Origin of the sequence: Pseudomonas tolaasii NCPPB 2192, assembly GCF_002813445.1 — a bacterium.
Lineage (GTDB): Bacteria > Pseudomonadota > Gammaproteobacteria > Pseudomonadales > Pseudomonadaceae > Aquipseudomonas > Aquipseudomonas tolaasii.
On sequence record NZ_PHHD01000001.1, the window covers coordinates 3,842,905 to 3,864,282 of the forward strand.

General features: G+C 60.2%; 24 protein-coding genes and 4 tRNA genes. 18 read left to right on the forward strand and 10 right to left on the reverse strand.

Going from position 1 to position 21,378, the window contains the following annotated elements; genetic code table 11:
* Window positions 1–125: 125 nt before the first annotated feature.
* The 7 genes from ATI14_RS17830 (at window position 126) to ATI14_RS17860 (ending at window position 4,760) form a co-directional block, all read left to right on the forward strand.
* Window positions 126–683 carry a CvpA family protein gene (locus ATI14_RS17830; protein ID WP_003192538.1) on the forward strand — a complete coding sequence of 186 codons (558 nt, stop codon included), beginning with the start codon at window positions 126–128 and terminating at the stop codon, window positions 681–683.
* A 41-nt stretch (window positions 684–724) separates the two neighbouring features.
* The gene (gene purF / locus ATI14_RS17835; protein ID WP_016970961.1) at window positions 725–2,230 is read left to right on the forward strand and encodes an amidophosphoribosyltransferase; all 1,506 of its coding nucleotides are present in this window, start codon (window positions 725–727) and stop codon (window positions 2,228–2,230) included.
* 65 nt (window positions 2,231–2,295) lie between these two features.
* Window positions 2,296–3,507, forward strand: coding sequence for an O-succinylhomoserine sulfhydrylase (locus ATI14_RS17840; RefSeq protein WP_016970962.1), 1,212 nt, complete (start codon window positions 2,296–2,298; stop codon window positions 3,505–3,507).
* A gap of 11 nt (window positions 3,508–3,518) precedes the next feature.
* Window positions 3,519–4,283, forward strand: a complete 765-nt coding sequence (locus tag ATI14_RS17845; RefSeq protein WP_020372585.1) for an SDR family oxidoreductase — start codon at window positions 3,519–3,521, stop codon at window positions 4,281–4,283.
* A gap of 107 nt (window positions 4,284–4,390) precedes the next feature.
* A tRNA-Val gene (locus ATI14_RS17850) sits at window positions 4,391–4,466 on the forward strand.
* Window positions 4,467–4,501: 35 nt separating this feature from the next.
* A tRNA-Asp gene (locus tag ATI14_RS17855) sits at window positions 4,502–4,578 on the forward strand.
* A 105-nt stretch (window positions 4,579–4,683) separates the two neighbouring features.
* Window positions 4,684–4,760: transfer RNA gene (locus tag ATI14_RS17860), tRNA-Asp, on the forward strand.
* A 244-nt stretch (window positions 4,761–5,004) separates the two neighbouring features.
* On the opposite strand, the gene ATI14_RS17865 is transcribed toward ATI14_RS17860, so the two are convergent.
* Window positions 5,005–6,288, reverse strand: coding sequence for an NAD(P)/FAD-dependent oxidoreductase (locus ATI14_RS17865; RefSeq protein ID WP_016970964.1), 1,284 nt, complete (start codon window positions 6,286–6,288; stop codon window positions 5,005–5,007).
* 184 nt (window positions 6,289–6,472) lie between these two features.
* Between ATI14_RS17865 and ATI14_RS17870 the strand changes: the two genes are divergently transcribed.
* From ATI14_RS17870 to ATI14_RS17885, 5 genes are all read left to right on the forward strand, one after another.
* Window positions 6,473–6,549: transfer RNA gene (locus ATI14_RS17870), tRNA-Val, on the forward strand.
* Window positions 6,550–6,770: 221 nt separating this feature from the next.
* Window positions 6,771–6,968, forward strand: a complete 198-nt coding sequence (locus tag ATI14_RS17875; RefSeq protein WP_016970965.1) for a hypothetical protein — start codon at window positions 6,771–6,773, stop codon at window positions 6,966–6,968.
* Between the two features lie 232 nt (window positions 6,969–7,200).
* Complete coding sequence (locus ATI14_RS17880; protein ID WP_016970966.1) at window positions 7,201–7,398, forward strand: hypothetical protein; 198 nt, start codon at window positions 7,201–7,203, stop codon at window positions 7,396–7,398.
* 94 nt (window positions 7,399–7,492) lie between these two features.
* Entirely contained in the window at window positions 7,493–7,867 is a 375-nt protein-coding gene (locus ATI14_RS31180) for a hypothetical protein (RefSeq protein WP_155773653.1), read from the forward strand.
* A gap of 157 nt (window positions 7,868–8,024) precedes the next feature.
* Window positions 8,025–8,621 carry a YajG family lipoprotein gene (locus tag ATI14_RS17885; protein ID WP_016970967.1) on the forward strand — a complete coding sequence of 199 codons (597 nt, stop codon included), beginning with the start codon at window positions 8,025–8,027 and terminating at the stop codon, window positions 8,619–8,621.
* Between the two features lie 41 nt (window positions 8,622–8,662).
* Here the strand turns inward: ATI14_RS17885 and ATI14_RS17890 are convergent, their stop codons facing one another.
* Genes ATI14_RS17890 through ATI14_RS17900 form a run of 3 tightly spaced genes read right to left on the reverse strand, consistent with a single transcriptional unit; the run spans window position 8,663 to window position 12,113 of the window.
* Complete coding sequence (locus tag ATI14_RS17890) at window positions 8,663–9,688, reverse strand: SIS domain-containing protein (RefSeq protein WP_016970968.1); 1,026 nt, start codon at window positions 9,686–9,688, stop codon at window positions 8,663–8,665.
* Window positions 9,689–9,690: 2 nt separating this feature from the next.
* Window positions 9,691–10,701 (reverse strand): ROK family protein, encoded by a 1,011-nt coding sequence (locus tag ATI14_RS17895; protein WP_080520335.1) that lies wholly within the window; start codon window positions 10,699–10,701, stop codon window positions 9,691–9,693.
* Between the two features lie 8 nt (window positions 10,702–10,709).
* Window positions 10,710–12,113 carry an APC family permease gene (locus tag ATI14_RS17900; RefSeq protein WP_016970970.1) on the reverse strand — a complete coding sequence of 468 codons (1,404 nt, stop codon included), beginning with the start codon at window positions 12,111–12,113 and terminating at the stop codon, window positions 10,710–10,712.
* A gap of 209 nt (window positions 12,114–12,322) precedes the next feature.
* On the opposite strand from ATI14_RS17900, the gene ATI14_RS17905 reads away from it, so the two are divergent.
* The 5 genes from ATI14_RS17905 (at window position 12,323) to pcp (ending at window position 16,547) form a co-directional block, all read left to right on the forward strand.
* Window positions 12,323–13,525, forward strand: coding sequence for an ROK family transcriptional regulator (locus ATI14_RS17905; protein WP_016970971.1), 1,203 nt, complete (start codon window positions 12,323–12,325; stop codon window positions 13,523–13,525).
* A 46-nt stretch (window positions 13,526–13,571) separates the two neighbouring features.
* Window positions 13,572–13,997 (forward strand): GNAT family N-acetyltransferase, encoded by a 426-nt coding sequence (locus ATI14_RS17910; protein ID WP_031319744.1) that lies wholly within the window; start codon window positions 13,572–13,574, stop codon window positions 13,995–13,997.
* 240 nt (window positions 13,998–14,237) lie between these two features.
* Complete coding sequence (locus ATI14_RS17915; protein WP_031319745.1) at window positions 14,238–14,951, forward strand: DUF969 domain-containing protein; 714 nt, start codon at window positions 14,238–14,240, stop codon at window positions 14,949–14,951.
* Window positions 14,948–15,898, forward strand: coding sequence for a DUF979 domain-containing protein (locus ATI14_RS17920; RefSeq protein ID WP_016970974.1), 951 nt, complete (start codon window positions 14,948–14,950; stop codon window positions 15,896–15,898). The genes ATI14_RS17915 and ATI14_RS17920 overlap by 4 nt, the downstream gene beginning before the upstream one ends.
* A gap of 7 nt (window positions 15,899–15,905) precedes the next feature.
* A complete protein-coding gene (gene pcp, locus ATI14_RS17925; RefSeq protein WP_016970975.1) occupies window positions 15,906–16,547 on the forward strand; it encodes a pyroglutamyl-peptidase I in 642 nt (213 codons plus the stop codon).
* A 9-nt stretch (window positions 16,548–16,556) separates the two neighbouring features.
* Here the strand turns inward: pcp and ATI14_RS17930 are convergent, their stop codons facing one another.
* The 4 genes from ATI14_RS17930 to ATI14_RS17945 all read right to left on the reverse strand — a co-directional run bounded on the left by ATI14_RS17930 (window position 16,557) and on the right by ATI14_RS17945 (window position 19,810).
* Window positions 16,557–17,957: a heavy metal sensor histidine kinase gene (locus tag ATI14_RS17930; protein WP_016970976.1), complete on the reverse strand. Its 1,401-nt coding sequence runs from the start codon at window positions 17,955–17,957 to the stop codon at window positions 16,557–16,559.
* On the reverse strand, window positions 17,954–18,625 hold the full coding sequence (locus ATI14_RS17935) for a heavy metal response regulator transcription factor (RefSeq protein WP_016970977.1): 672 nt from the start codon (window positions 18,623–18,625) through the stop codon (window positions 17,954–17,956). The genes ATI14_RS17930 and ATI14_RS17935 overlap by 4 nt, the downstream gene beginning before the upstream one ends.
* A 42-nt stretch (window positions 18,626–18,667) precedes the next feature.
* Window positions 18,668–18,928, reverse strand: a complete 261-nt coding sequence (locus ATI14_RS17940; protein WP_016970978.1) for a DUF2790 domain-containing protein — start codon at window positions 18,926–18,928, stop codon at window positions 18,668–18,670.
* Between the two features lie 111 nt (window positions 18,929–19,039).
* The gene (locus ATI14_RS17945; RefSeq protein WP_016970979.1) at window positions 19,040–19,810 is read right to left on the reverse strand and encodes an alpha/beta fold hydrolase; all 771 of its coding nucleotides are present in this window, start codon (window positions 19,808–19,810) and stop codon (window positions 19,040–19,042) included.
* Window positions 19,811–20,028: 218 nt separating this feature from the next.
* Between ATI14_RS17945 and ATI14_RS17950 the strand changes: the two genes are divergently transcribed.
* A complete protein-coding gene (locus ATI14_RS17950; protein ID WP_016970980.1) occupies window positions 20,029–20,703 on the forward strand; it encodes an HAD family hydrolase in 675 nt (224 codons plus the stop codon).
* A 10-nt stretch (window positions 20,704–20,713) separates the two neighbouring features.
* Here the strand turns inward: ATI14_RS17950 and ATI14_RS17955 are convergent, their stop codons facing one another.
* Both ATI14_RS17955 and ATI14_RS17960 read right to left on the reverse strand, forming a co-directional pair.
* Window positions 20,714–20,995: a hypothetical protein gene (locus tag ATI14_RS17955; protein WP_031319746.1), complete on the reverse strand. Its 282-nt coding sequence runs from the start codon at window positions 20,993–20,995 to the stop codon at window positions 20,714–20,716.
* 104 nt (window positions 20,996–21,099) lie between these two features.
* Entirely contained in the window at window positions 21,100–21,351 is a 252-nt protein-coding gene (locus ATI14_RS17960) for a hypothetical protein (RefSeq protein WP_016970982.1), read from the reverse strand.
* Window positions 21,352–21,378: the final 27 nt, after the last annotated feature.

Consider the following 21,378-nt stretch of genomic DNA (forward strand, 5'->3'; position numbering starts at 1 on the left):
GGGTGAGGTTGAAATCGGATGTTCCAACCCTAAACTGTTGATTTGCAACGCAGCCGCAATCACAGCTTACCGATAGCCCGGCGCTCTGCTAAAATGCGCCGCCTTATCCGTACGTAGGCTGCACTGTGCCATTTACCTGGGTTGATTGGGCGATCGTTGCCATCGTCGCCATCTCCGCTTTGATCAGTCTAAGCCGCGGCTTCGTAAAAGAAGCATTGTCGTTGCTGACCTGGATCATCGCAGGAGTCGTAGCCTGGATGTTCGGCGGTTCATTGTCGGTTTACCTGGCCGGATACATCGAAACACCTTCGGCTCGCGTCATCGCGGGCTGCGCCATCATGTTCATCGCCACGCTGCTGGTGGGGGCAATGGTCAATTATCTTATTGGCGAGTTGATACGTGTCACCGGCCTCTCCGGGACCGATCGATTTCTCGGCATGGCCTTCGGTGCCGCGCGTGGCGCGTTGCTGGTGGTCGTGGCGGTCGGGCTTTTGAGCCTGGGGCCGGTACAGCAGGATTCGTGGTGGCAGGAGTCGGTACTCGTGCCAAAATTTCTATTGGTTGCAGATTGGTCCAAAAACCTCATTTTGGGGTGGAGCAGTCAGTGGCTGGCCAGCGGAATCAGCGTACCCGCTGATCTTCCGTTCAAGGAACACCTCTTGCCGGCCAAAACGCCTCAGTAAGTTGTGTTCAGTCAAGATTCATTAAGTAGGGGTTGCGTCGCATGTGTGGCATCGTCGGTATCGTCGGTAAGTCGAACGTCAATCAGGCGCTGTATGACGCGCTAACCGTCCTCCAGCACCGCGGCCAGGATGCTGCCGGTATTGTGACCAGCCACGACGGCCGGTTATTCCTGCGCAAGGACAATGGTCTGGTGCGTGACGTGTTCCATCAGCGTCACATGCAGCGCCTCGTCGGGCACATGGGCATTGGCCACGTGCGCTACCCGACTGCCGGTAGCTCGACGTCGGCCGAAGCTCAGCCGTTCTACGTCAACTCGCCTTACGGCATCACCCTGGCGCACAACGGCAACCTGACCAATGTTGAACAGCTGGCCAAGGAGATTTACGAATCCGATCTGCGCCACGTCAACACCAGTTCCGACTCGGAAGTGTTGCTCAACGTGTTCGCCCACGAGCTGGCGCAGCGCGGCAAGCTGCAGCCGACCGAAGAAGACGTGTTTGCCGCCGTAACTGACGTGCACAACCGCTGCGTCGGCGGTTACGCCGTGGTGGCGATGATCACCGGTTATGGCATCGTCGGCTTCCGCGACCCCCACGGCATCCGCCCGATCGTGTTCGGCCAGCGTCACACCGACGAAGGTGTCGAGTACATGATCGCCTCCGAAAGCGTGTCCCTGGACGTGTTGGGCTTCACCCTGATTCGCGACCTCGCGCCGGGCGAAGCGGTGTACATCACCGAAGACGGCAAGCTGCACACCCGCCAGTGCGCCGTGGCGCCGAAACTCACTCCGTGCATTTTCGAACACGTTTATCTGGCGCGTCCGGATTCCATCATTGATGGCGTTTCGGTCTACAAAGCCCGTCTGCGCATGGGTGAGAAACTGGCCGAGAAGATCCTGCGCGAGCGTCCGGAGCACGATATCGACGTGGTGATCCCGATTCCGGATACCAGCCGTACTGCTGCGCTGGAACTGGCCAACCACTTGGGCGTCAAGTTCCGCGAAGGCTTCGTCAAAAACCGCTACATCGGTCGTACGTTCATCATGCCCGGCCAGGCCGCGCGCAAGAAGTCGGTACGCCAGAAGCTCAACGCCATCGAGCTGGAATTTCGCGGCAAGAACGTGATGCTGGTGGATGACTCCATCGTGCGTGGCACAACCTGCAAGCAGATCATCCAGATGGCCCGCGAAGCCGGTGCGAAGAACGTGTACTTCTGTTCCGCGGCCCCGGCCGTGCGCTACCCGAACGTGTACGGTATCGATATGCCGAGCGCGCACGAACTGATCGCCCACAACCGTTCGACCCAGGACGTTGCCGACCTGATCGGCGCCGACTGGCTGATCTATCAGGACCTGCCGGACCTGATCGAAGCGGTCGGCGGGGGCAAGATCAAGATCGACCAGTTCGACTGCGCCGTATTCGACGGCAAGTATGTGACCGGTGATGTCGACGAGGCCTACCTGAACAAGATCGAGCAGGCGCGTAACGACTCGTCGAAGATCAAGACCCAGGCGGTCAGTGCGATCATCGACCTGTACAACAACTGAGTGACGACCGGCCCTGAGGGGCCGGTTTTGTATCTTAAATAAAGTATTGAGTAAGGAGTCGCAGCATGAGTCAGGAATGGGATGCCGGTCGGTTGGACAGCGACCTCGATGGCGTAGCTTTCGATACCCTGGCTGTGCGCGCCGGTCAGCACCGCACCCCGGAAGGTGAGCACGGTGATCCGATGTTCTTCACTTCCAGCTATGTGTTCCGCACTGCCGCCGACGCTGCCGCGCGCTTTGCCGGTGAAGTGCCGGGCAACGTGTATTCGCGCTATACCAACCCGACCGTGCGTGCGTTCGAAGAGCGTATTGCGGCGCTGGAAGGCGCCGAGCAGGCCGTGGCCACGGCCACCGGCATGGCGGCGATCCTGGCAGTGGTGATGAGCCTGTGCAGTGCTGGCGACCACGTGCTGGTGTCGCGCAGTGTGTTCGGTTCGACCATCAGCCTGTTCGAAAAGTACTTCAAGCGCTTCGGTATCGAAGTGGACTACGTGCCTCTGGCGGACCTTTCCGGCTGGGATGCGGCGATCAAGGCCAACACCAAATTGCTGTTCGTCGAATCGCCGTCCAACCCGTTGGCCGAGCTGGTGGATATCGCTGCATTGTCTGAAGTGGCGCACGCCAAAGGCGCGATGCTGGTGGTCGACAACTGTTTCTGCACGCCTGCGCTGCAGCAGCCGTTGAAGCTGGGCGCCGATATCGTTGTGCACTCGGCCACCAAGTTCATCGACGGCCAGGGCCGTTGCATGGGCGGTGTGGTGGCGGGGCGCGGCGAGCAGATGAAAGAAGTTGTCGGTTTCCTGCGCACCGCCGGCCCGACCCTGAGTCCGTTCAACGCCTGGATCTTCCTCAAGGGCCTGGAAACCCTCAACCTGCGCATGAAGGCGCATTGCGCCAATGCCCAGGCGCTGGCTGAGTGGCTGGAGCAGCAGGACGGTATCGAGAAGGTGCATTACGCCGGCCTCAAGAGCCACCCGCAACACGCATTGGCCCAGCGCCAGCAGCGTGGCTTCGGCGCGGTAGTGAGTTTTGAAGTGAAGGGTGGCAAAGAGGGCGCCTGGCGCTTTATCGATGCGACGCGTTTGATTTCCATCACGGCCAACCTGGGCGACAGCAAAACCACCATCACTCACCCAAGCACCACGTCCCACGGCCGTTTGGCGCCGCAGGAGCGTGAAGCGGCCGGTATTCGCGACAGCCTGATCCGCATCGCCGTGGGCCTGGAAGATGTGGCCGACTTGCAGGCAGACCTCGCTCGCGGGCTGGCAGCCTTGTGATCGAGTGGTCCATGGAGGCGGCGACGGCCAGTAACGGACGTGTCGCGCTGGTCACCGGCGCGGCGCGGGGTATTGGCCTCGGGATTGCCGCCTGGCTGATCAGCGAAGGCTGGCAAGTGGTGCTGACTGACCTGGACCGCGAGCGTGGCTCCAGGGTCTCCAGGGTGTTGGGCGAGAATGCCTGGTTCATCACCATGGATGTGGCCGACGAGAAACAGGTCGCGCAAGGCGTTGCCGAGGTGCTTGGGCAGTTTGGGCGGCTGGATGCGTTGGTGTGCAACGCGGCGGTGGCCGATCCGCACAACATCACGCTGGAAAGCCTGGACCTGGCTTACTGGAACCGCGTGTTGGCGGTCAACCTGAGTGGGCCGATGCTGTTGGCCAAGCACTGTGCGCCGTATCTGCGTGCTCACGGCGGCGCGATCGTCAACCTGGCCTCGACCAGGGCTCGCCAGTCCGAGCCTGACTCCGAGGCCTATGCGGCGAGCAAGGGTGGCCTGCTGGCCCTCACGCACGCCTTGGCGATGAGCCTGGGGCCGGAAGTACGCGTCAATGCGGTCAGCCCTGGCTGGATCGACGCGCGTGATCCGGCCGCTCGGCGCGCAGAGCCCTTGACTGACGCCGACCATGCCCAGCATCCGGCGGGCAGGGTGGGTACGGTTGAGGATGTGGCGGCGATGGTGGCGTGGCTGTTGTCACGCCAGGCCGGGTTTGTCACCGGGCAGGAGTTTGTCGTGGATGGCGGCATGAGCAAGAAGATGATTTACAGCGAGTAGGGCGTGTGGCCGTCTTGAAGTTATTTTGTCTTTTTCAGAAAAACTTCAAGCAGGCTATTGACTTAGGTCCGTTACCTGCGTAAATTTCGCGGCCTCAACGAAGCAAAGGGTGATTAGCTCAGCCGGGAGAGCATCTGCCTTACAAGCAGAGGGTCGGCGGTTCGATCCCGTCATCACCCACCACTTCTTGAGAGCAACGTTAGAGGTTGCACCGACGCGCAGCGGTAGTTCAGTCGGTTAGAATACCGGCCTGTCACGCCGGGGGTCGCGGGTTCGAGTCCCGTCCGCTGCGCCATATTTTCCAGGCCTGACTTGTCGGGTTTGAGATTGAACAGCAACGCTGGTCAGTCAGACGTTTAAAGACGGTTGAGGGTTTTTGGCTCAGCCGGTCAAGCGATACGCAGCGGTAGTTCAGTCGGTTAGAATACCGGCCTGTCACGCCGGGGGTCGCGGGTTCGAGTCCCGTCCGCTGCGCCATATCTGCCTCAAGGCCCACTGAACGCCTTGAAGCACAAAGAAAGCCAATGGCTGACTTTGATCCGATAGCAAAGACCCTGGTCGAAAGACCGGGGTTTTTTGTTTCTGCGATTTGGCGCCTGTTACATTTATCTCTAAAGACCACCTGGGATACCTGTGGGAGCTGACTTGCCTGCGATAGCATAGACGCAGTCTCATCAACGAGACGTGATGTTCACCATCACAGGCAAATCCCTTAATACGATCAGAACCCCAGCTTATCCCGCAGCCCGTAATACCACGCCCCCAGCGCCGCGAACGGCGTGCGCAACAGCTGTCCGCCCGGGAACGGATAATGCGGCAAGTCGGCAAACGCATCAAAACGCTCAGCCTGGCCTCTCAACGCTTCGGCCAATACCTTGCCCGCCAGGTGCGTGTATGTCACGCCATGACCGCTGCAGCCCTGGGAGTAATAGATGTTATCGCCCAGGCGGCCCACTTGCGGCAAACGTGACAGGGTCAGCAGGAAATTGCCGGTCCAGGCGTAGTCGATTTTCACATCCTTGAGCTGCGGGAAGGCTTTGAGCATCTTCGGGCGGATGATTGCTTCGATGTTCGCCGGGTCGCGCGCGCCGTATACCACGCCGCCGCCAAAGATCAGGCGTTTGTCGCTCGTGAGCCGGTAGTAGTCGAGCAGGTAGTTACAGTCTTCGACGCAGTAATCCTGTGGCAGCAATGTCTTGGCCAGTTCGTCTCCCAATGGGGCAGTGGTGATCACTTGAGTACCGCACGGCATCGACTTGGCGGCCAGTTCCGGCACTAGGTTGCCCAGATAAGCGTTGCCCGCCACGATGATGAACTTGGCCCTGACTCGGCCCTCGGCAGTGTGCACCACCGGGTTGGCACCTCGCTCAATGCGCACGGCGGCCGATTGCTCATAAATCGTGCCGCCCAGCGACTCTACGGCGGCCGCTTCGCCCAGTGCGAGGTTGAGCGGGTGAATGTGGCCGCCGCTCATGTCCAACAGGCCGCCGACATAGTTGTCGCAGGCCACCACCTCGCGGATGCGGCGCTCGTCCAGCAATTCCAGCTGAGTGTGGCCATAGCGTTCCCACAAGCGTTTCTGCGATTCCAGGTGACCCATGTGCTTGCTGTTGAGTGCGGCGAACACGCCGCCGTTTTTCAAGTCGCACTGGATCTGATATTTGGCCACCCGCTCACGAATGATCTTGCCGCCTTCAAACGCCATGTTTCCCAGCAACTGCGCTTGCTTGGGACCGACGCTACGCTCGATTACATCGATGTCGCGGCTGTAACTGTTGACGATTTGCCCGCCATTGCGGCCCGAGGCGCCGAATCCCACTTTGGCGGCTTCCAGGACAGTCACGCGAAAGCCGTTTTCCAGCAAAAACAACGCACTGGAAAGGCCGGTATAGCCGGCACCGATTACACACACATCCGTTTCGACTTCACCTTGCAGGGTCGGACGAGGCGGAACCGCATTGGCGGAAGCGGCGTAATAGGACTGGGGGTAGGGGGTGTTCGCCATCCTGGAACCTCTGTTTTATATTTTTTACGAGTGCCGAGATCCTACCTGAGTTGAAAATTGCCTGCCAGCCACCCGAAAACCGCAGATGTGCTCACCGCAAATAAAAAATTCGCATATTCATAGGGTTAGCTGCAAAAAAGATGTTGACACACCTTCTGAATTCCGTAGAATGCCGCCTCACAGCAGGCACGTAGCTCAGTTGGTTAGAGCACCACCTTGACATGGTGGGGGTCGTTGGTTCGAGTCCAATCGCGCCTACCAAACAAAATCCGCTCTGCTGGGCGGTCTGGAAGGGCTCACCGAAAGGTGGGCCCTTTTTTGTTGTCTATTGATCTTCCGCGCCGATGATTGTCACCGAAGAGCCTCGCCATTGTGCGGGGCTTTCTGCTTTCTGCCGTTCGTCCAGCACATGGCACTCGCTGACCACTGCTGGCTCCCATCTTTAAGCGCGGATATTCCGTGCGCAAAAACGGAGAGCCAGCATGGAAATCAATGAGAATGCCCCAGGCAACCTTTCGCAGCAGGCCGTGACACGAGGTACGGATAACGAAACAGGTCACGACCCGAAGCGCGGTGAGGATAAGACCCCACTGCCACCGGACGACGATGCGCCTCTGGAGGAGGACATGTCGGATGTGGACGCTGCTGACTCAGTGGCAAGCGAACATCCAGATAACTGATCGTTTTGGCGCATTAAGTCCGGTCATTGAGTCGGCTTTATGCGCAATGCCTTTTTGCTTCCGGGAGGCTGGCAAAGGATGTGCCGTTCGTCTCGGGTGCATCGAAAGCCTCCTGTGTGGCTCTCATAGTAATAGCGCAATTACTCACATTTCTTTACTTCCAGCGAGCTATCGGACAGCTCACATTTAGCAGGTGACGTCTCATTCCGGTTGAGCTCTTCAGGAGAAGGTAATGATCAATCTGCAATCGCGCGCAATACGTAATAACGATGACACGCTGGCAAGGGTTCTTGAGCAAAAGAGGGCTGTTGACGAAGTGCCCGATACCGGTTCAGCCGCCGCACGTGCAAGTCACAATCACAAGTATGCGGTTATCTTTGAAACCATCATCGCGAACCATGCCAGCGATACTCGGGCTTCGAAACCCTGAGAGTCTCCTTGAGCGTTATGTCAGCCTGGTACGCTCCATTCTTGTCTCTTGCCACGCTTGTCGGAAATGATCGCAGTCGTTAGTTCGAGTCCAATTGCGCCTGCCAAATAAACCAGCCTCGCTTGGCAGTCTGGAAGCGCGCGGTTTTTGTTTTCTTGAGTTTTTGGCAGGCGTTCGCCTTGGCGTAAAACGCCAATATCGGCGCGACGGGGGGATTCAGCAGAAAAGCGTCGCCACCGAGAGCAGGCAGATGATTTGCACCACCATCTGGCAGCGAATTTCACCATTGGTTGTCGCCATACCTGTTTGTCCGGCGTACATAGTGGCTACCCTCTCTGTCGGCATCGGTGCCGTGAGCCTGCGCTGGAACGCGCAACAGCTTGTAGTGAGTATAGGTGCTGAATCGAATTCTTCATGGCCGGTTCTGTTTAGAGCCGTTGAGCCAATACCAGGCGTCTCGTGGCTGTGAGCGCACCTTGTATTCAGCTCTCATGTTTAATGGGGGGTGATTGATTTCAAAATGCCATTATCCGAGTGCAATCGCGCTCGACCGATTCGCGGTCAATTCAATAAGGTCCAAAGGAGCGGTACTGATGAGCGTTCGGATAGCGTTAGGGATAGTGGCATTGGTGGTGCTGTCGGGATGCGCCACCAGTCGGTCGGAAGTGGATATCAATGTTGCGCCCTTGAGTACCACTCAGCCCGCCGCTGCCAGCAATGGCAAAAAAGTGCTGATCAGCACTGTGGATGATCGCGTTTTCCAGATTTCCCCGCGCAGCCCCGATGTTCCTTCGCTGAAAAACGACGAAGTGACGGACAAATCCATCACCGAGCGTGCCATTGCGCGTAAACGCAACAGTTACGGCAAGGGTTTGGGTGACGTGCTGCTGCCGTCCGGACGTACCGTTTCACAGTTGGTAAATGATTCGGTTGCAGCCGCTTACAAGCAAGCGGGTTATCAGGTTGTCACCGAGAAGGGCGCGACGGATGCGACCGCGGTCAACGTGCATATCGTCGAGTTCTGGTCGTGGTTTACCCCCGGATTTTTCTCGGTGGACGTCAGCAATAAATCGCACCTGCGTATTGAAACGCCAGGCGCTGCCGAGTTGAACGTGGTGACCCGTAAAAACGAAAGCATGCAGGCCGTCACTGAAAACGATTGGAAGAAAATCACTGAGGCAGGCTTGCAGGAAGTGTCGCGCGAGACGCTCAAGCAGCTTTGAGACTGCTTCAAGGGGGCAAACTCAGATTGTCCCTCTCCTGATTATCGCGTCTGCGTCACCTTCTGCAAAAACCTCGGCTGGTCGGGATTTCGCCCTCGCGCGACGGCCAGCCGCGCCGCGTTCAAGTAAAACCCCTGAATCATCGTGAACGGCTCCAGCAATGGATGCGCCGTCGGTGCACTTGGCAGCAAGCCCTCGCAGGCCGTCCCTTCAGGCGCGACCACCAGTACGCGGGCACCTCGCGCGCGCATCTCTTTGGCAAACGCCAACGTTCCGGGTTGTTCCGGGCCGGAGGGTGCAAACACCAGTACCGGGTATCCCTCTTCGATGATTTCCATCGGGCCATGCCTTACTTCTGCGCTCGAGAACGCTTCGGCCTGGATGCCGGAGGTTTCCTTGAGCTTCAGGGCGGCTTCCTGGGCAATCGGCAGGGCCGCGCCGCGCCCCACGACGATCATTTTGTCGGCGGTCGCCAGCAGGGTCAGCATGGGCAGCCAGTCTTCAACGGCGTTGAGTTGGTCGGGCAAGCGCTGCAGCGCCTCATTGAGCCCGTTGCCGATGGCCAGCCTGTCTGCCAGATGGGCAACGGCTTGAGCGCCAGCCATCAGCATCGCCACATAGCTTTTAGTGGCGGCCACGCTGTGCTCAAGACCGGCCGGCAGCAGAATTTCGTGTTCGCTGACGGCGGCCAACGGGGAGGAGGGCGTATTCACCAGTGCCACGGATCGGGCGCCGCACTGCTGCAAGTAATGCACGCTGTCAATCAAGTCAGGGCTCTTGCCGGACTGGGAAAAGGCCGCGACCCAGGCGTTCTTCAAGCGCAGCGGCGGCTGTTGCAGGCTCACCAGTGACAGAGGAATCGACAGGCTCGGGACGCCGATCTGGCTCATCAGCGCGTAACTGAAAAAGGCCGCGGCATGGTCGGAGCTGCCGCGCGCTACCGTGATCATCAGTTCCGGCAGGGATCGCGCCCATTGCTGGCTCAGCTCACGCACCGCACGGTCATCCTCCAGCATGTGCTGCACAATCGAGGGGATGGACTGGGTTTCACTCAGCATCAATGACATGGTCAATCTCCAGAGAGGTCGATGCGCTTGCCCGCAGCGATCAGCGGTTGAGCGATCGCGTCCAGCCCGGCCGCTTCCATGGCCATGCTGAAGGCGCCCCACAGCGGCGCGTCATGGGTGAAGTGCGCGGTGGTGAGGGCGGGCGGGAAAGGCACCACGCGCTGGATCAATTGCTCAATCATCGGCGCCAGCAGCGCGGCCTGACGGTACAGGCCGCCGCCCACCGTGATGCGTTCGACATCGAGTGCCACGGCGAGGTTGGCCACCTGCACGGCGCAGGCGGCGATCCGCCGTTCCAGCGCCTGGCGCACCTCGGTGTCGGCACTGTTGAACAGGTCCAGCGGCTGGCATCCGTCGCCCAACATCGCCTGTGCCAACCGGCTGAGGGCATTTCCGGAAAACAGCTCTTCCAGGGCGGCATGGCCATTTTGATAGGTTGCCCATTCTTCAGGCCGCAACGGGTCGAGAAAGGGTGACAGCAGGTAGCCGATCTCCATGGCTGCGCCGTTATGGCCGCGAATCAACTTGCCATTGGCAATGGCCGCCGCCGACAGGCCGGTGCCCAGGTTCAGGTAAATGGCATTGTCGACGCCCGCCAGCGAACCCCAGCGCACCTCCGCGAGCGCGCCGGCTTTCACGTCGTTATCCAGGCTGACCCGCACGTTGCCGAATGCCTGGGCGATCAGCGCCTGCAGGTCCAGGCCTTCAAACCCCGGCGTGTTGGGCGCCATCAGCAGGGTAGGGCCACGCACTACGCCGGGGAACACGGCCGCCACGCTCAACACTTGGGCGTTGTCGAATTCGACCACGCAATCGCGGGCTGCCTGGAGGATGCGCTGCAAGGCAGGCGCCCCCGAAAGCCCCTCGGCATGGGTGGCGAGAATCCGTGTGGTCATGCGCTGGCGAGCGGTGTCGTAGCAGGCGACCTGGGTCTTGGTGCCGCCCACGTCAATCGCCAGCAGCAAGCCTTGTTGCGGCGCCGCGGCGCCGGTGGTTGCCAAGGGTTCATACATTGCGTTATTCACTTATTGAAAGGCCACAGCCGGTGAACCCGCGCCCAGAACAGATAGGCCACGCTGCCCGCCAGCACCCACACCAGCGACCACTGGATCGGGTAAGCGCCCGGCGCATTGTGGTTGGACGCCATATAGATATAGACCCAGCCCAGCAGCGCAATGAAGGCCGGCACCGGGTAGAGCCACATTTTGTAAGGCCGCGCCAGATGCGGTTTGGTTTTGCGCAGCACCAGCAGCGAGACGATCTGCGCCACCGACTGCACGAGAATCATCACCGTGGTCAGCAACTGGATCAGCGTGTTCAGGTCAGTCAGGCGACCGATCATGAAACCCACCGAAGTCAGCAGGCCCATGCTCAAGATGCCCCAGGTCGGGAATTCATGTTTGGGGTGGGTTTTGCTGAAGGCGTTGAAGAACACCTTGTCTTTGGCCGCCTCAAACGGCACCCGGGAGCCACCGAGCAACCCCGCGAAGACCGAGGCGACGGCGGTGATCAGGATCAGCACCGTGACGATCCCGGCAGCAGTGCTGCCCCAGGTTTCGCTGAGTACCACGGACGCCACCGATTTATAGGCGGCAGATTCCGGGTCGAGCATGCGGTGCCAATCCACCACGCCCAGCACGCCCACCTGCATCACCAGGTAAATCGCGAGAATGCCGAGGATCGACAGGATGATCGATTTGGGAATCACCCGGCCCGGTTGCTCGACCTCACCGGCCAGGTAAGCCGACGTGTTGTAGCCCAGGTAGTCATAAATGCCGATGGTCAAACCGCCCGCCATGCCGAACCAGAAACCGCTGTCGGCCAGGTTGAACGCGCCTTCGGGGAAAGTGAACGCCAGGTCGGCATGAAAGTTGGAAAGCGCTGCGGCGATCAGCGCGCCGATGCTGACCAGCATGATCACCCACAACACGACGCTCAATTTGGCGATGGATTCGATTTTGCGCCACAGCATTGCAATGATCAGCCAGATCACCACCAGGCCGATCAGGTTGCCGGCGGTCTGGCTCATGTCGGGCCAGAACCAGGTGAGGTATTGCACGAAGCCGATGATGCCGGTGGACATGATCAGGGGGATAAACAGCATCGCCGTCCACACGAACAGGAATGGCAGCAGTTTGCCGGTGCGTTTGCCGAAGGCTTCGCGCAGGTAAACATAAGTGCCGCCGGCACCGGGCAATGAAGCGCCGAGTTCGGCCCAGACCAAGCCATCACACAGAGCCAGCAAGGCGCCGAGGATCCAGCCGAGATAGGCCTGAGGGCCACCCATGATCACGATCATGGCCGGGATGGTGATGAACGGACCGACGCCGCACATCTGGCTCATGTTCAGGGTAATGGCGGGGAATAGGCCGATTTTGCGTTTGCCGCCAGGCAAATCCGGATCGACGGGGGTCAGCGTGCTCATGGGGACGACCTCTTGTTCGAGTGACAGACGCGTGAGGGCAGTGTGCAAAAGGGCCTGCTTGCCATCGAGGGTTCTGTCGACCCGTCATTGTTTTTATGGGGCGTAACCGGCGTTCGCAATGGCTGCGAGAGACCGAGGCGCCTAGAAAACCACAGCAAGACTATTAATTCAACTTGATTTAATTAATCGGCAGCGCAGATCATCAAGGCATGAAAAGCCCCCAGAACCAACGCTCCCTCACCACCGGCACCAATGCCGAGCATGCCCGGTTACACAACCGCCGGGTGATCCTCGAAGCCATCCGCCAGAACGGGCGCCTGACCCGCGCCGACCTCACGCGCCTGACGTCGCTGACTGCGCAGACCATCTCCAATATCGTCACCGAGTTACAGGAAGAAGGCGCGCTGTTGGCCCACGCGGCGCAGAAGGGCGGGCGGGGCCAGCCGCCGGTGCCGCTGTCGCTCAACCCTGACGGCGGCTATTCAATAGGCATTCATGTCGAACAGCACCGCATCATCGGCGTGCTGCTTGATTTGCTGGGGCAGGCCGTGGCTCAGGTCGCGCTGACGGTCAGTTACCCGACCTTCGAGCAAGCGCTGCCGTTGATTCTCGACAGCGTGAAGGGCTTTCGTGAGCAGCGACCAAAGGGGCGATTCCTCGGCGTGGGCATTGCCTTGCCCGGGCCGTTCAGTGTCGAAGGCATGACCGCCGTGGGCCCGACGGCGATGTCCGGCTGGGACGCAGCGGACATTCCGCAGCGTTTGCAACAGGCCCTTGGCCTGCCGGTGCTGATTGAAAATGATGCCACCGCTGCCGCCATGGGCGAGCGTTTGTACGGTGTCGCCAGCGATCTGAACAATTTCGTGCACCTGTTTATCGGCAGCGGCCTGGGCGCCGGTTTGTATCTGGATAACCGCCTGTACTCCGGGCACTGGCACAACGCCGGTGAAATCGGCCACATGACAGTGATTCCCGGCGGCAAGCCCTGCGATTGCGGCAACCAGGGCTGCCTGGAGCGCTACATTTCCATCGCCGCGTTGCTGGAGCACCTCGGCTTGCCGGCCGAACATGATCTTGGCGTTTGGGACGAAAACGATCAGGCCCTCAATGCGCGCGTCGATGTGTGGCTGGATGAAGCGGCCCCTGCGTTGCGTCAGGCCATCAACATCCTTGAGTCGGTGCTCGACCCGCAGACCATCCTGATCAGCGGCTTCCTGCCCGAGACCCTGCTCGCGCGGCTTATGGCTCGTCTGGAACCGCTGAGCCGCTCCATCAGCAGCCGTTCCGACCGACAGCATCCGCGCATCCAGAGAGGCGCGGCCGGGCAGGACTCGGTGGCGCTGGGCGCGGCGGCGTTGATGATTCTGGCTGAGATCAGCCCGGACTATGAGGCGCTGCTCAAATCCGAGTGAGGCGGGCATACTGGCCCGTGATTGAACTCAGAGTTGGGAGCAAAAAATGGAACTGGCAATGGAAGTGTCGTTTGACGTAACGGCGCAAGAGCGGGAAGCCATCCTCAAGCCTCTGCTGGCCTACAACCGCAGCCACACCGGCGAATTGCCTTACGAAACCGTGGGGATTTTACTGCGTGACCCCGACAGCCAAGAGGTGGTGGGAGGGCTCTACGGGAAAATTTCCTACAAGTGGATGTTCGTCGAGTTACTGAGCATTCCTGATTCAATGCGCACCCAGGGCACCGGGACGCGACTGATGCGTACCGCTGAAAACCTCGCCCGGGAAAAGGGCTGTACGGGAATCTGGCTGGACACCTTCAGCTTCCAGGCGCCTGGCTTTTATCGCAAGCTGGGGTTCAGCGAGGTAGGCCATATCGCTGATTACCCGCCAGGTCATCAGCGCTATTTCTTTCAAAAACGGTTGGTGTGAATCCCCGCGCGGCGCCGGATTATCCGGCGCCCATCTCCCACAAAATTTATTGGTCCGCAGCTACAATTTTTCTTGTTGGACACCCCCGCCCACAGGCAGCAAAGTTGCCGCCACTGACGCTCGACCTCTCAGGTCAACAATAAAAACCGCGCCGGGCTGCACGCCACGTTCATGCTGTGAACCCTTTGTTCGCATCCTGCTGTAATGGCGCCGCAGCGCGCATCCAAGGACCTCATCGTCATGCAAACTGTTGTGAACCTATGGCCGTTGATCGGCGTACTTGTCATCGTGGTTGGCTTTGTCTTGCGCTTCAATCCGCTGTTGGTGGTGACCGCCGCCGCCATCGCCACCGGGCTTGCCGCCCAGTTTCCCCTCGAAAAAATTCTCGCCAGCATGGGTGACGGTTTCCTTCAGACCCGTGCCCTGCAACTGATCCTGTTATTGCCCCTGGCGGTCATTGGCCTGCTGGAGCGTCATGGCTTGCGCTTGCATGCGCAGAACTGGATCGCGCGGTTCGAGCGGGCAACCGTCGGGCGTTTGTTGATCATCTATCTGTTCGTGCGTGAATCCACAGCCGCCATGGGCCTGACCAGCCTGGGCGGGCACCCGCAAATGGTACGGCCGCTGCTCGCGCCGATGGCCGAAGGTGCGGCGGAAAAGCGCTACGGCAAGCTGCCCGATAAGTTGCGCCACAAGGTACTGGCCATGTGCGCGGCGACCGATAACGTCGGGCTGTTTTTCGGCGAGGATATTTTCGTCGCCTTTGGTGCGATTGCGCTGATGCACACTTTCCTGCTGGGTTCAGGCATTGATGTAGAGCCTTTGCACATTGCCGTGTGGGGCATCCCGACGGCGATTTGCGCCTTTATCATCCACGCGATGCGCTTGCACCGATTTGACCGAAGGCTGACCCGCGAAATGACAGCCTCTACTGCGGTGGAGGCTGCGCAATGATCATTTCCATTCAATACCTCTACTGGCTGGCCGGCGTTTTGCTGCTGATTACGGCGGGCATGATCCTGATGGATCGGACCCATCCCAAGCGCTGGTCCACCGCGTTGTTCTGGCTGTTGTTTGCCATTCCATTTCTGGTAGGCGAGCGCTTGCCGTCGGTGGTGATCGGCGCAGGCGTTGTGGTGATGGCGCTGATCGCAGGTTTCGGCGGGGTGGGTCGTGGTGCTCACGGCCAGTTGCACGACAAGGCTGCGCGTGCAAGCGCCGGGCGCCTGGGCCACAAATTGTTTATTCCGGCATTGGCCATTCCGCTGACCACGGTGATTGGTTCGGTGTTGCTCAAACACACCGAAATCGGCGGCGTGCCGCTGCTGGATCCGAAAAACACCACGTTTGTGTCCCTGGGCATCGGTTGCCTGATCGCCCTCGGCCTGGCCTGCTGGCTGACTCGCGATACGCCGGTGCAAGCCCTGCGTGAGTCCCGGCGCCTGACCGAAGCGCTGGGCTGGGCCATGGTGTTGCCACAGATGCTGGCGATGCTCGGGTTATTGTTCAATGAAGCGGGCGTCGGGACGGCCGTCGCCCATGTCACGACCACTTACATCAACCTGGATTTCAAACTGGTGGCGGTGATGGTGTATGTGCTGGGCATGGCGCTGTTCACCGTGATCATGGGGAACGGCTTCGCAGCCTTTCCGGTGATGACTGGTGGCGTTGGTGTGCCTGTACTGGTGGGCATCTATGGTGGCAACCCGGCGGTGATGGCGGCGATCGGGATGTTTTCCGGCTATTGCGGCACGCTGATGACGCCCATGGCGGCCAACTTCAATATCGTCCCGGCGGCGCTGCTGGAGCTACCGGACAAAAACGCAGTGATCAAGGCGCAACTGCCGACCGCGCTGATGATGCTGGTGGTCAACATCGTCCTGCTTTACCTGCTGATGTGAGGCGCAGATGCACACTGTATTGCTGACCGGCTTCGAGCCCTTTGACAAAGACTTGATCAACCCGTCCTGGGAAGCCGTGCGCCGGTTGGACGGCGTACAGCTGAGTGAGGATGTGCAAATTGTTGCGCGCCAACTGCCCTGTGCGTTTGCCACGGCAGGGGCGTGCCTGACGCAAATGATTAACGAGTTGCAGCCAGCGATGGTGATAGCCACCGGGCTCGGGCCGGGTCGTAGCGACCTCTCGGTGGAGCGGGTGGCGATCAATGTCAACGATGCACGCATTCCCGACAACCTGGGCGAGCAGCCGGTGGATACAGCTGTCGTGGCCCACGGGCCTGCGGCGTATTTCAGCACATTGCCGATCAAGGCCATGGTCAACGCCGTGCGCGAGGCAGGGGGCGCGGCTTCGGTTTCGCAAACTGCCGGCACCTTTGTCTGCAATCAGGTGTTTTATCTGTTACAGCATGCGTTGGCTGAAACAGGCGTGCGCAGTGGGTTTATCCATGTGCCGTATTTGCCGGAACAAGTGGTCATGAGCGGGCAGCCGTCGATGGCGCTGGCGACGATGGTTGAAGGCTTGCGCGTGGCAGCTTCCGCCGCCTGGCATACACGGGTGGATGTCGCCGAGGTCGGCGGGCAGGTCAGTTGACCTGCCGTTTCAGCCCTCTCGGCGCGGAAAGAACAACTCAAAACACGTCACGCCTTCCTCGCTGGTGACGCTGTAACGACCGTTATGCAACTGCATGATGGTCGCCACAATCGACAGGCCCAGCCCGTTGGACTGCGCGGAACGCTCGCGGGACTCATCCACCCGGTAAAATCGTTCGAACAATCGGGGCAAGTGCTGCGCGGGAATGGTTGCGCCCGTGTTGGTGACCCTGAGGCATATTCCTTCAGCGTCCGGAACCGCCTGAATGGCCAGCTCGGAACTCGACGCACCGTACTTGATGGCGTTGGCGCAAAGATTTGCCAGCGCACGGCGCAGCAGCATCGGCTCGGCCCAGATCACGCCGTCACCTTCGGCGACAATGCGGATATCCACATCGCTGGCCGGCCCTTCAAAGTAATCGGCCATGCGCTCCACTTCATCGGCGGCACTCAGTTCCTGGCGTTGACGCAGCGCGCTGGCCGGGTCGGTACGGGCCAGGAACAGCATGTTGTCGAGCATGCGCGCCAGGCGTTCGAGCTCTTCGACATTCGATGCGAGCAACTGCTGATAGCTCTCGATGCTGCGACTTTGATGCAGGGCCACTTGGGTTTCGCCCAGCAGGTTGTTGATCGGTGTGCGCAGTTCATGGGCCATGTCCGTGGAGACCTGACCCAGCTGTACAAAACCCTTGGCCAAGCGTTCGAGCATGGTATTGAACGAGTCGATCATCGGCAGCAGCTCTTTCGGCGCGCCGTGGCTGTCGAGGCGTTCGGCCAGGTTGCCCACGCCGATGCCCTGGGCGTGTGTGGCCAGGCGCCGCAGTGGCACCAACCCGCGGTGCACCATCACGTAACTCACCACGGCGAGTATGATCGCGGCAATGCTGGCCAGGATAAACACGCTCAAGCGATAACTGGCGAGCATGGCGGTGCGCTCGGTCATCAGGCGCCCGGTGGTGACCTGCAGGCTGCCCAGGTCGCCTGAGTCGATGGACGCGGCCACGGTGGCGAAGGGCACGCCATTCACACCCGGCAAATGGTGCACGTCGGAAAACCCCAGTTCCTGATTTTTCGGCACCGGTGTCACCGACGGCATTTCAATGTTGCCCGGGTTGACCAGTAACAGCGGCTTCTGCCCCGGCGCCGCGATGCTCAGCACCGATTCACTGTTGCCCAACATGTTCTGGAACAGTTCCGGCTTGGTCTTGATCAGGTCCAGGGTGTTGCTGTCATTGAGCAGGTTGCGCAACTGGTCGGCGCGGTAGATCAGCGCCGCATCATCACGCTTGATCAACTCGCGCTCCAGCTCGCGGTACAGCGCCACGCCCAGGGTCGCGAGCAGGGCAAAGGCGAGCAGGGCGAAGATCAGCGCCAGGCGCAGGGTCAGCGAATAATGGCGGCGCTGGTTCATGGCTGGGTATCGAAGCGGTAGCCGATACCGCGCACGCTGTGGATCAGCTTGAGCTGGAACGGGTCGTCGATTTTCAGGCGCAGGCGGCGCACGGCCACATCGACCACGTTGGTGTCGCTGTCGAAATTCATGTCCCACACCCGCGAAGCGATCATCGAGCGTGACAGCACCTGGTCCTGATGGGTGGCGAACAGGTGCAGCAATGCGAATTCCTTGTTGGTCAGGGTGATGCGTGTACCGGCGCGGGTGACGCGGCGTTTGAGCACATCGATTTGCAGGTCGGCGATCTGCAGCTGTTCTTCTTCGCGGCTGGGGCCACGGCGTGTCAGGGTGCGCAAGCGCGCAACCAGTTCAGCGAAGGAGAACGGTTTGATCAGGTAATCATCGGCGCCCAGCTCCAGACCCTTGATGCGGTCGGCAATGTCGTCACGGGCGGTGAGAAACAGCACCGGCGTGTCGGCCTCTTTGCGCAGCCGGCGCAGCACTTCCCAGCCATCCATTTTCGGCATCATGACATCCAGCACGATCACGTCGAACGGCGTTTCCAGCGCCTGGTGCAAGCCGTCCACACCGTCGCGGGCCAGGCTCACGGAGTAGCCCAGTTCCTGCAGGCCGTTGAGCAGGTAATTGCCGGCCTTGGGTTCGTCTTCGACGACAAGAATGTTCATGGGAAGTGCCCTGGTTCTGTACGTGGCGCAAGTGTAGCCCGATCAATTGTCACTGGCGCAACCAATGCCTTGTACCTGGTAGTCCAGCACGTGTTCACGGCCCTGGTGATCGAGGTAGTCGAGGCGGGCCGGCACGATGCCGCACTGGCCGTAGGTGTCGGTGCTCGACAGCACTTTGTCGACGTCCAGGTGCACGAAGAAGCCGGTCTTGTCGTGGATCACGTTGTTGGCGGCAGGGGTGTCGGCAGCAAACGCGGAACCGGTGGCGAGTAAAGCGGCAAAGCCCAGGATAAACAGTTTCATGGCGGTATCTCTCTTTAAGGGTTGGCTGCCGGTTCGTGGCAGTGAGTTCACGTTAACCAGCGGTACCCAACAGCCAACCAACAGGTTGATGACAAGTTCGTCATTCAGGGATCAAGGCTGGCGACCGGACGCTTCGAGGATCAGGTCGGTGATTTCCTTGGCGTGGGACACCAGCGACAAGTGGCTCGAAGGCAGCTCGATGGTGGTGGCGTTCATGCGTTTGGCCAGGAAGCGTTCCAGGTCCGGGTTGATGGTCTGGTCATTGCTCGACACCGCGTACCACGACGGTTTGGTGTGCCAGGCGGCATTCACTGTGCGGCCACTGAAGAGGGTCTTGGTGATGGGTTGCTGCACGGCGTACAGCTCAAGGGCCTTGGCGCGCGGTACGTCGGCGGCGAAGTACTTGAGGAAGGCGTCCTGGCTCAGGGTCAGGTAGCCGTCGTGATCTTCCACACCGGCACGTACGGGCATGGTCGGGTACTTGGCGGAAAGCGCGACGAAGTCTTCGTTGGCGTCCGGCGCACGGGCTGCCACGTAAACCAGCGAGCTGACTTTCGGGTTGGCCCCGGCGTCGCTGACCACGGTGCCGGCGTAGGAGTGGCCTACCAGCACGGTAGGGCCGTCCTGTTGATCGAGTACGCGATTGGTGGCGGCGACGTCATCGGCAACCGACGTCAGCGGGTTTTGTACCGCGGTGACGTGCAGGCCGGCGGCCTGGAGGCGGGTGATGACCTCGGACCAGCTCGAGCCGTCAGCCCAGGAACCGTGCACCAGCACCACGTTGTTGGCTTTGACCGGCGCGACCGTACCGGCCATCGCGGTGCCGGTGCCCAGCATCAACAGGCTGGCGGCGATCAGGCAGAGTTTGCTTGCAGGTTTCATGGGTGGACCCTTTTTCATCAGTAGGAAGTGACGTCAACCGGTGTGGGTGACTGACGACTCCACTGTATGAAGTGAGGGGGCTGCGAAGACTTACAGCTTCATTACAAGGTTGTAATGCAATGCGCTGTCAGGTTGTCTTCGGCGTTTACAAGTTGGGGGGTGATCCGTAGATTGCTTCGGGGTCAGCCTTTGTTACCGACTAAAAGGAAAGCCCCGCAGTGTCCACCTCAGACTCCGCCGTATTGATCCGACGTTACCGTGCCTTTCTGTTCGATATGGACGGGACCTTGCTCAACTCCATTGCCGCCGCCGAGCGTGTCTGGAGCCGTTGGGCCGAGCGCCATGGTCTGGATGTGGCGGCTTTCCTAAAGACGATTCACGGCGCCCGGGCGATCGACACGATTACCCGTCAGGCGCTGCCCGGTGTCGACGCCGAGGTTGAAGCGCAGTGGATCACCGAGGCGGAAATCGACGACGTGGAGGGTGTCGTGGCCATTGCCGGCGCGGCGGAGTTCCTGAATAGCGTGCCGGGCGACCAATGGGCACTGGTCACGTCGGCGCCCAGGGCGTTGGCGTTGCGTCGTCTGCAAGCGGCTGGTATCAAGCCTCCAACCGTGTGGGTAACGGCTGAGGACGTTGCGATCGGCAAGCCCGATCCGGCCTGTTATGTGCTGGGCGCCCAGCGTTTGGGTGTGGCGGTGCAGGATTGCCTTGTGTTTGAGGATGCGCCGGTAGGCATCCGGGCAGGCGAGGCGGCGGGGGCGGATGTGGTGGTCGTGACCGCAACGCATTCCAGGCCGTTGGTTACCGCGCATGTTTGCATTGACGGTTATGAAGGGCTGCACGCGGCAACGGATGCAGACGGCTTTTTGAGTGTGCAGCGCCAGGCATGACGCGCCGGGCTTATTCGCAGAAGGGTGGGTCAGAGGAGGCCTGTAGCCGATTGCTTCTGAGGCCCTGGCGAGACAGCACCATCTCTCTGAGTATCTCGTTGGCGAGTCGAGCGATGGCTTCCGCGCCGCGATAGTGGGCGCGGACGATTCCGGTGATTGCAAAATGGTCGGTTTCCGGACCGCTGAGGATCGCGGACAAGGTGCCGTCCGCGTGGAGTGTGCAAGTCACACTGTAGCTGGGCAGCCGGGCTGCCAAAGCTGATTCGATTTCGAGTTTACTGAGGGTGTCCATCTGCTCTAACGCCTTCACTGACCCTGCAAGCCATAGCATAGGTGGTGGTACGCCAGTATCAATACCGATAATCCGGTGGCAGGCAGCCAGGTGTCATCTTGCGATTATGGGTGGCCGCGGTGAGCGGCTCGCTGGCACAACTTGCGCAGGACGGCTTTTTGAATGGGCTTGATGCAGAACACAAAAACGTAGCCGCAAAGAAAGAGTGCCAAGTCCAGCCAGGAACGCTTGCCTGGGTCGTCGACACCTTCAATTTCGAATTTCAGGGCATATCCCAGTATCACAAAGACCAGCCCGATCAACAGGGCGATCATCCAGGACCTGGACACTAGCGGTTGCCTTATCGTAGGCCTCATTTGAGCGCTCCCGAATTTGCCAGGGCG

What these genes read in the sequence shown, in the direction of transcription:
- purF (WP_016970961.1), top strand. Translation starts at nt 725, where the DNA reads ATGTGTGGCATCGTCGGTATCGTCGGTAAGTCGAACGTCAATCAGGCG.
- ATI14_RS17840 (WP_016970962.1), top strand. Translation starts at nt 2,296, where the DNA reads ATGAGTCAGGAATGGGATGCCGGTCGGTTGGACAGCGACCTCGATGGC.
- ATI14_RS17845 (WP_020372585.1), top strand. Translation starts at nt 3,519, where the DNA reads ATGGAGGCGGCGACGGCCAGTAACGGACGTGTCGCGCTGGTCACCGGC.
- ATI14_RS17865 (WP_016970964.1), bottom strand. Translation starts at nt 6,288, where the DNA reads ATGGCGAACACCCCCTACCCCCAGTCCTATTACGCCGCTTCCGCCAAT.
- ATI14_RS17875 (WP_016970965.1), top strand. Translation starts at nt 6,771, where the DNA reads ATGGAAATCAATGAGAATGCCCCAGGCAACCTTTCGCAGCAGGCCGTG.
- ATI14_RS17880 (WP_016970966.1), top strand. Translation starts at nt 7,201, where the DNA reads ATGATCAATCTGCAATCGCGCGCAATACGTAATAACGATGACACGCTG.
- ATI14_RS17890 (WP_016970968.1), bottom strand. Translation starts at nt 9,688, where the DNA reads ATGTCATTGATGCTGAGTGAAACCCAGTCCATCCCCTCGATTGTGCAG.
- ATI14_RS17895 (WP_080520335.1), bottom strand. Translation starts at nt 10,701, where the DNA reads ATGTATGAACCCTTGGCAACCACCGGCGCCGCGGCGCCGCAACAAGGC.
- ATI14_RS17900 (WP_016970970.1), bottom strand. Translation starts at nt 12,113, where the DNA reads ATGAGCACGCTGACCCCCGTCGATCCGGATTTGCCTGGCGGCAAACGC.
- ATI14_RS17905 (WP_016970971.1), top strand. Translation starts at nt 12,323, where the DNA reads ATGAAAAGCCCCCAGAACCAACGCTCCCTCACCACCGGCACCAATGCC.
- ATI14_RS17910 (WP_031319744.1), top strand. Translation starts at nt 13,572, where the DNA reads ATGGAACTGGCAATGGAAGTGTCGTTTGACGTAACGGCGCAAGAGCGG.
- ATI14_RS17915 (WP_031319745.1), top strand. Translation starts at nt 14,238, where the DNA reads ATGCAAACTGTTGTGAACCTATGGCCGTTGATCGGCGTACTTGTCATC.
- ATI14_RS17920 (WP_016970974.1), top strand. Translation starts at nt 14,948, where the DNA reads ATGATCATTTCCATTCAATACCTCTACTGGCTGGCCGGCGTTTTGCTG.
- pcp (WP_016970975.1), top strand. Translation starts at nt 15,906, where the DNA reads ATGCACACTGTATTGCTGACCGGCTTCGAGCCCTTTGACAAAGACTTG.
- ATI14_RS17930 (WP_016970976.1), bottom strand. Translation starts at nt 17,957, where the DNA reads ATGAACCAGCGCCGCCATTATTCGCTGACCCTGCGCCTGGCGCTGATC.
- ATI14_RS17935 (WP_016970977.1), bottom strand. Translation starts at nt 18,625, where the DNA reads ATGAACATTCTTGTCGTCGAAGACGAACCCAAGGCCGGCAATTACCTG.
- ATI14_RS17940 (WP_016970978.1), bottom strand. Translation starts at nt 18,928, where the DNA reads ATGAAACTGTTTATCCTGGGCTTTGCCGCTTTACTCGCCACCGGTTCC.
- ATI14_RS17945 (WP_016970979.1), bottom strand. Translation starts at nt 19,810, where the DNA reads ATGAAACCTGCAAGCAAACTCTGCCTGATCGCCGCCAGCCTGTTGATG.
- ATI14_RS17955 (WP_031319746.1), bottom strand. Translation starts at nt 20,995, where the DNA reads ATGGACACCCTCAGTAAACTCGAAATCGAATCAGCTTTGGCAGCCCGG.
- ATI14_RS17960 (WP_016970982.1), bottom strand. Translation starts at nt 21,351, where the DNA reads ATGAGGCCTACGATAAGGCAACCGCTAGTGTCCAGGTCCTGGATGATC.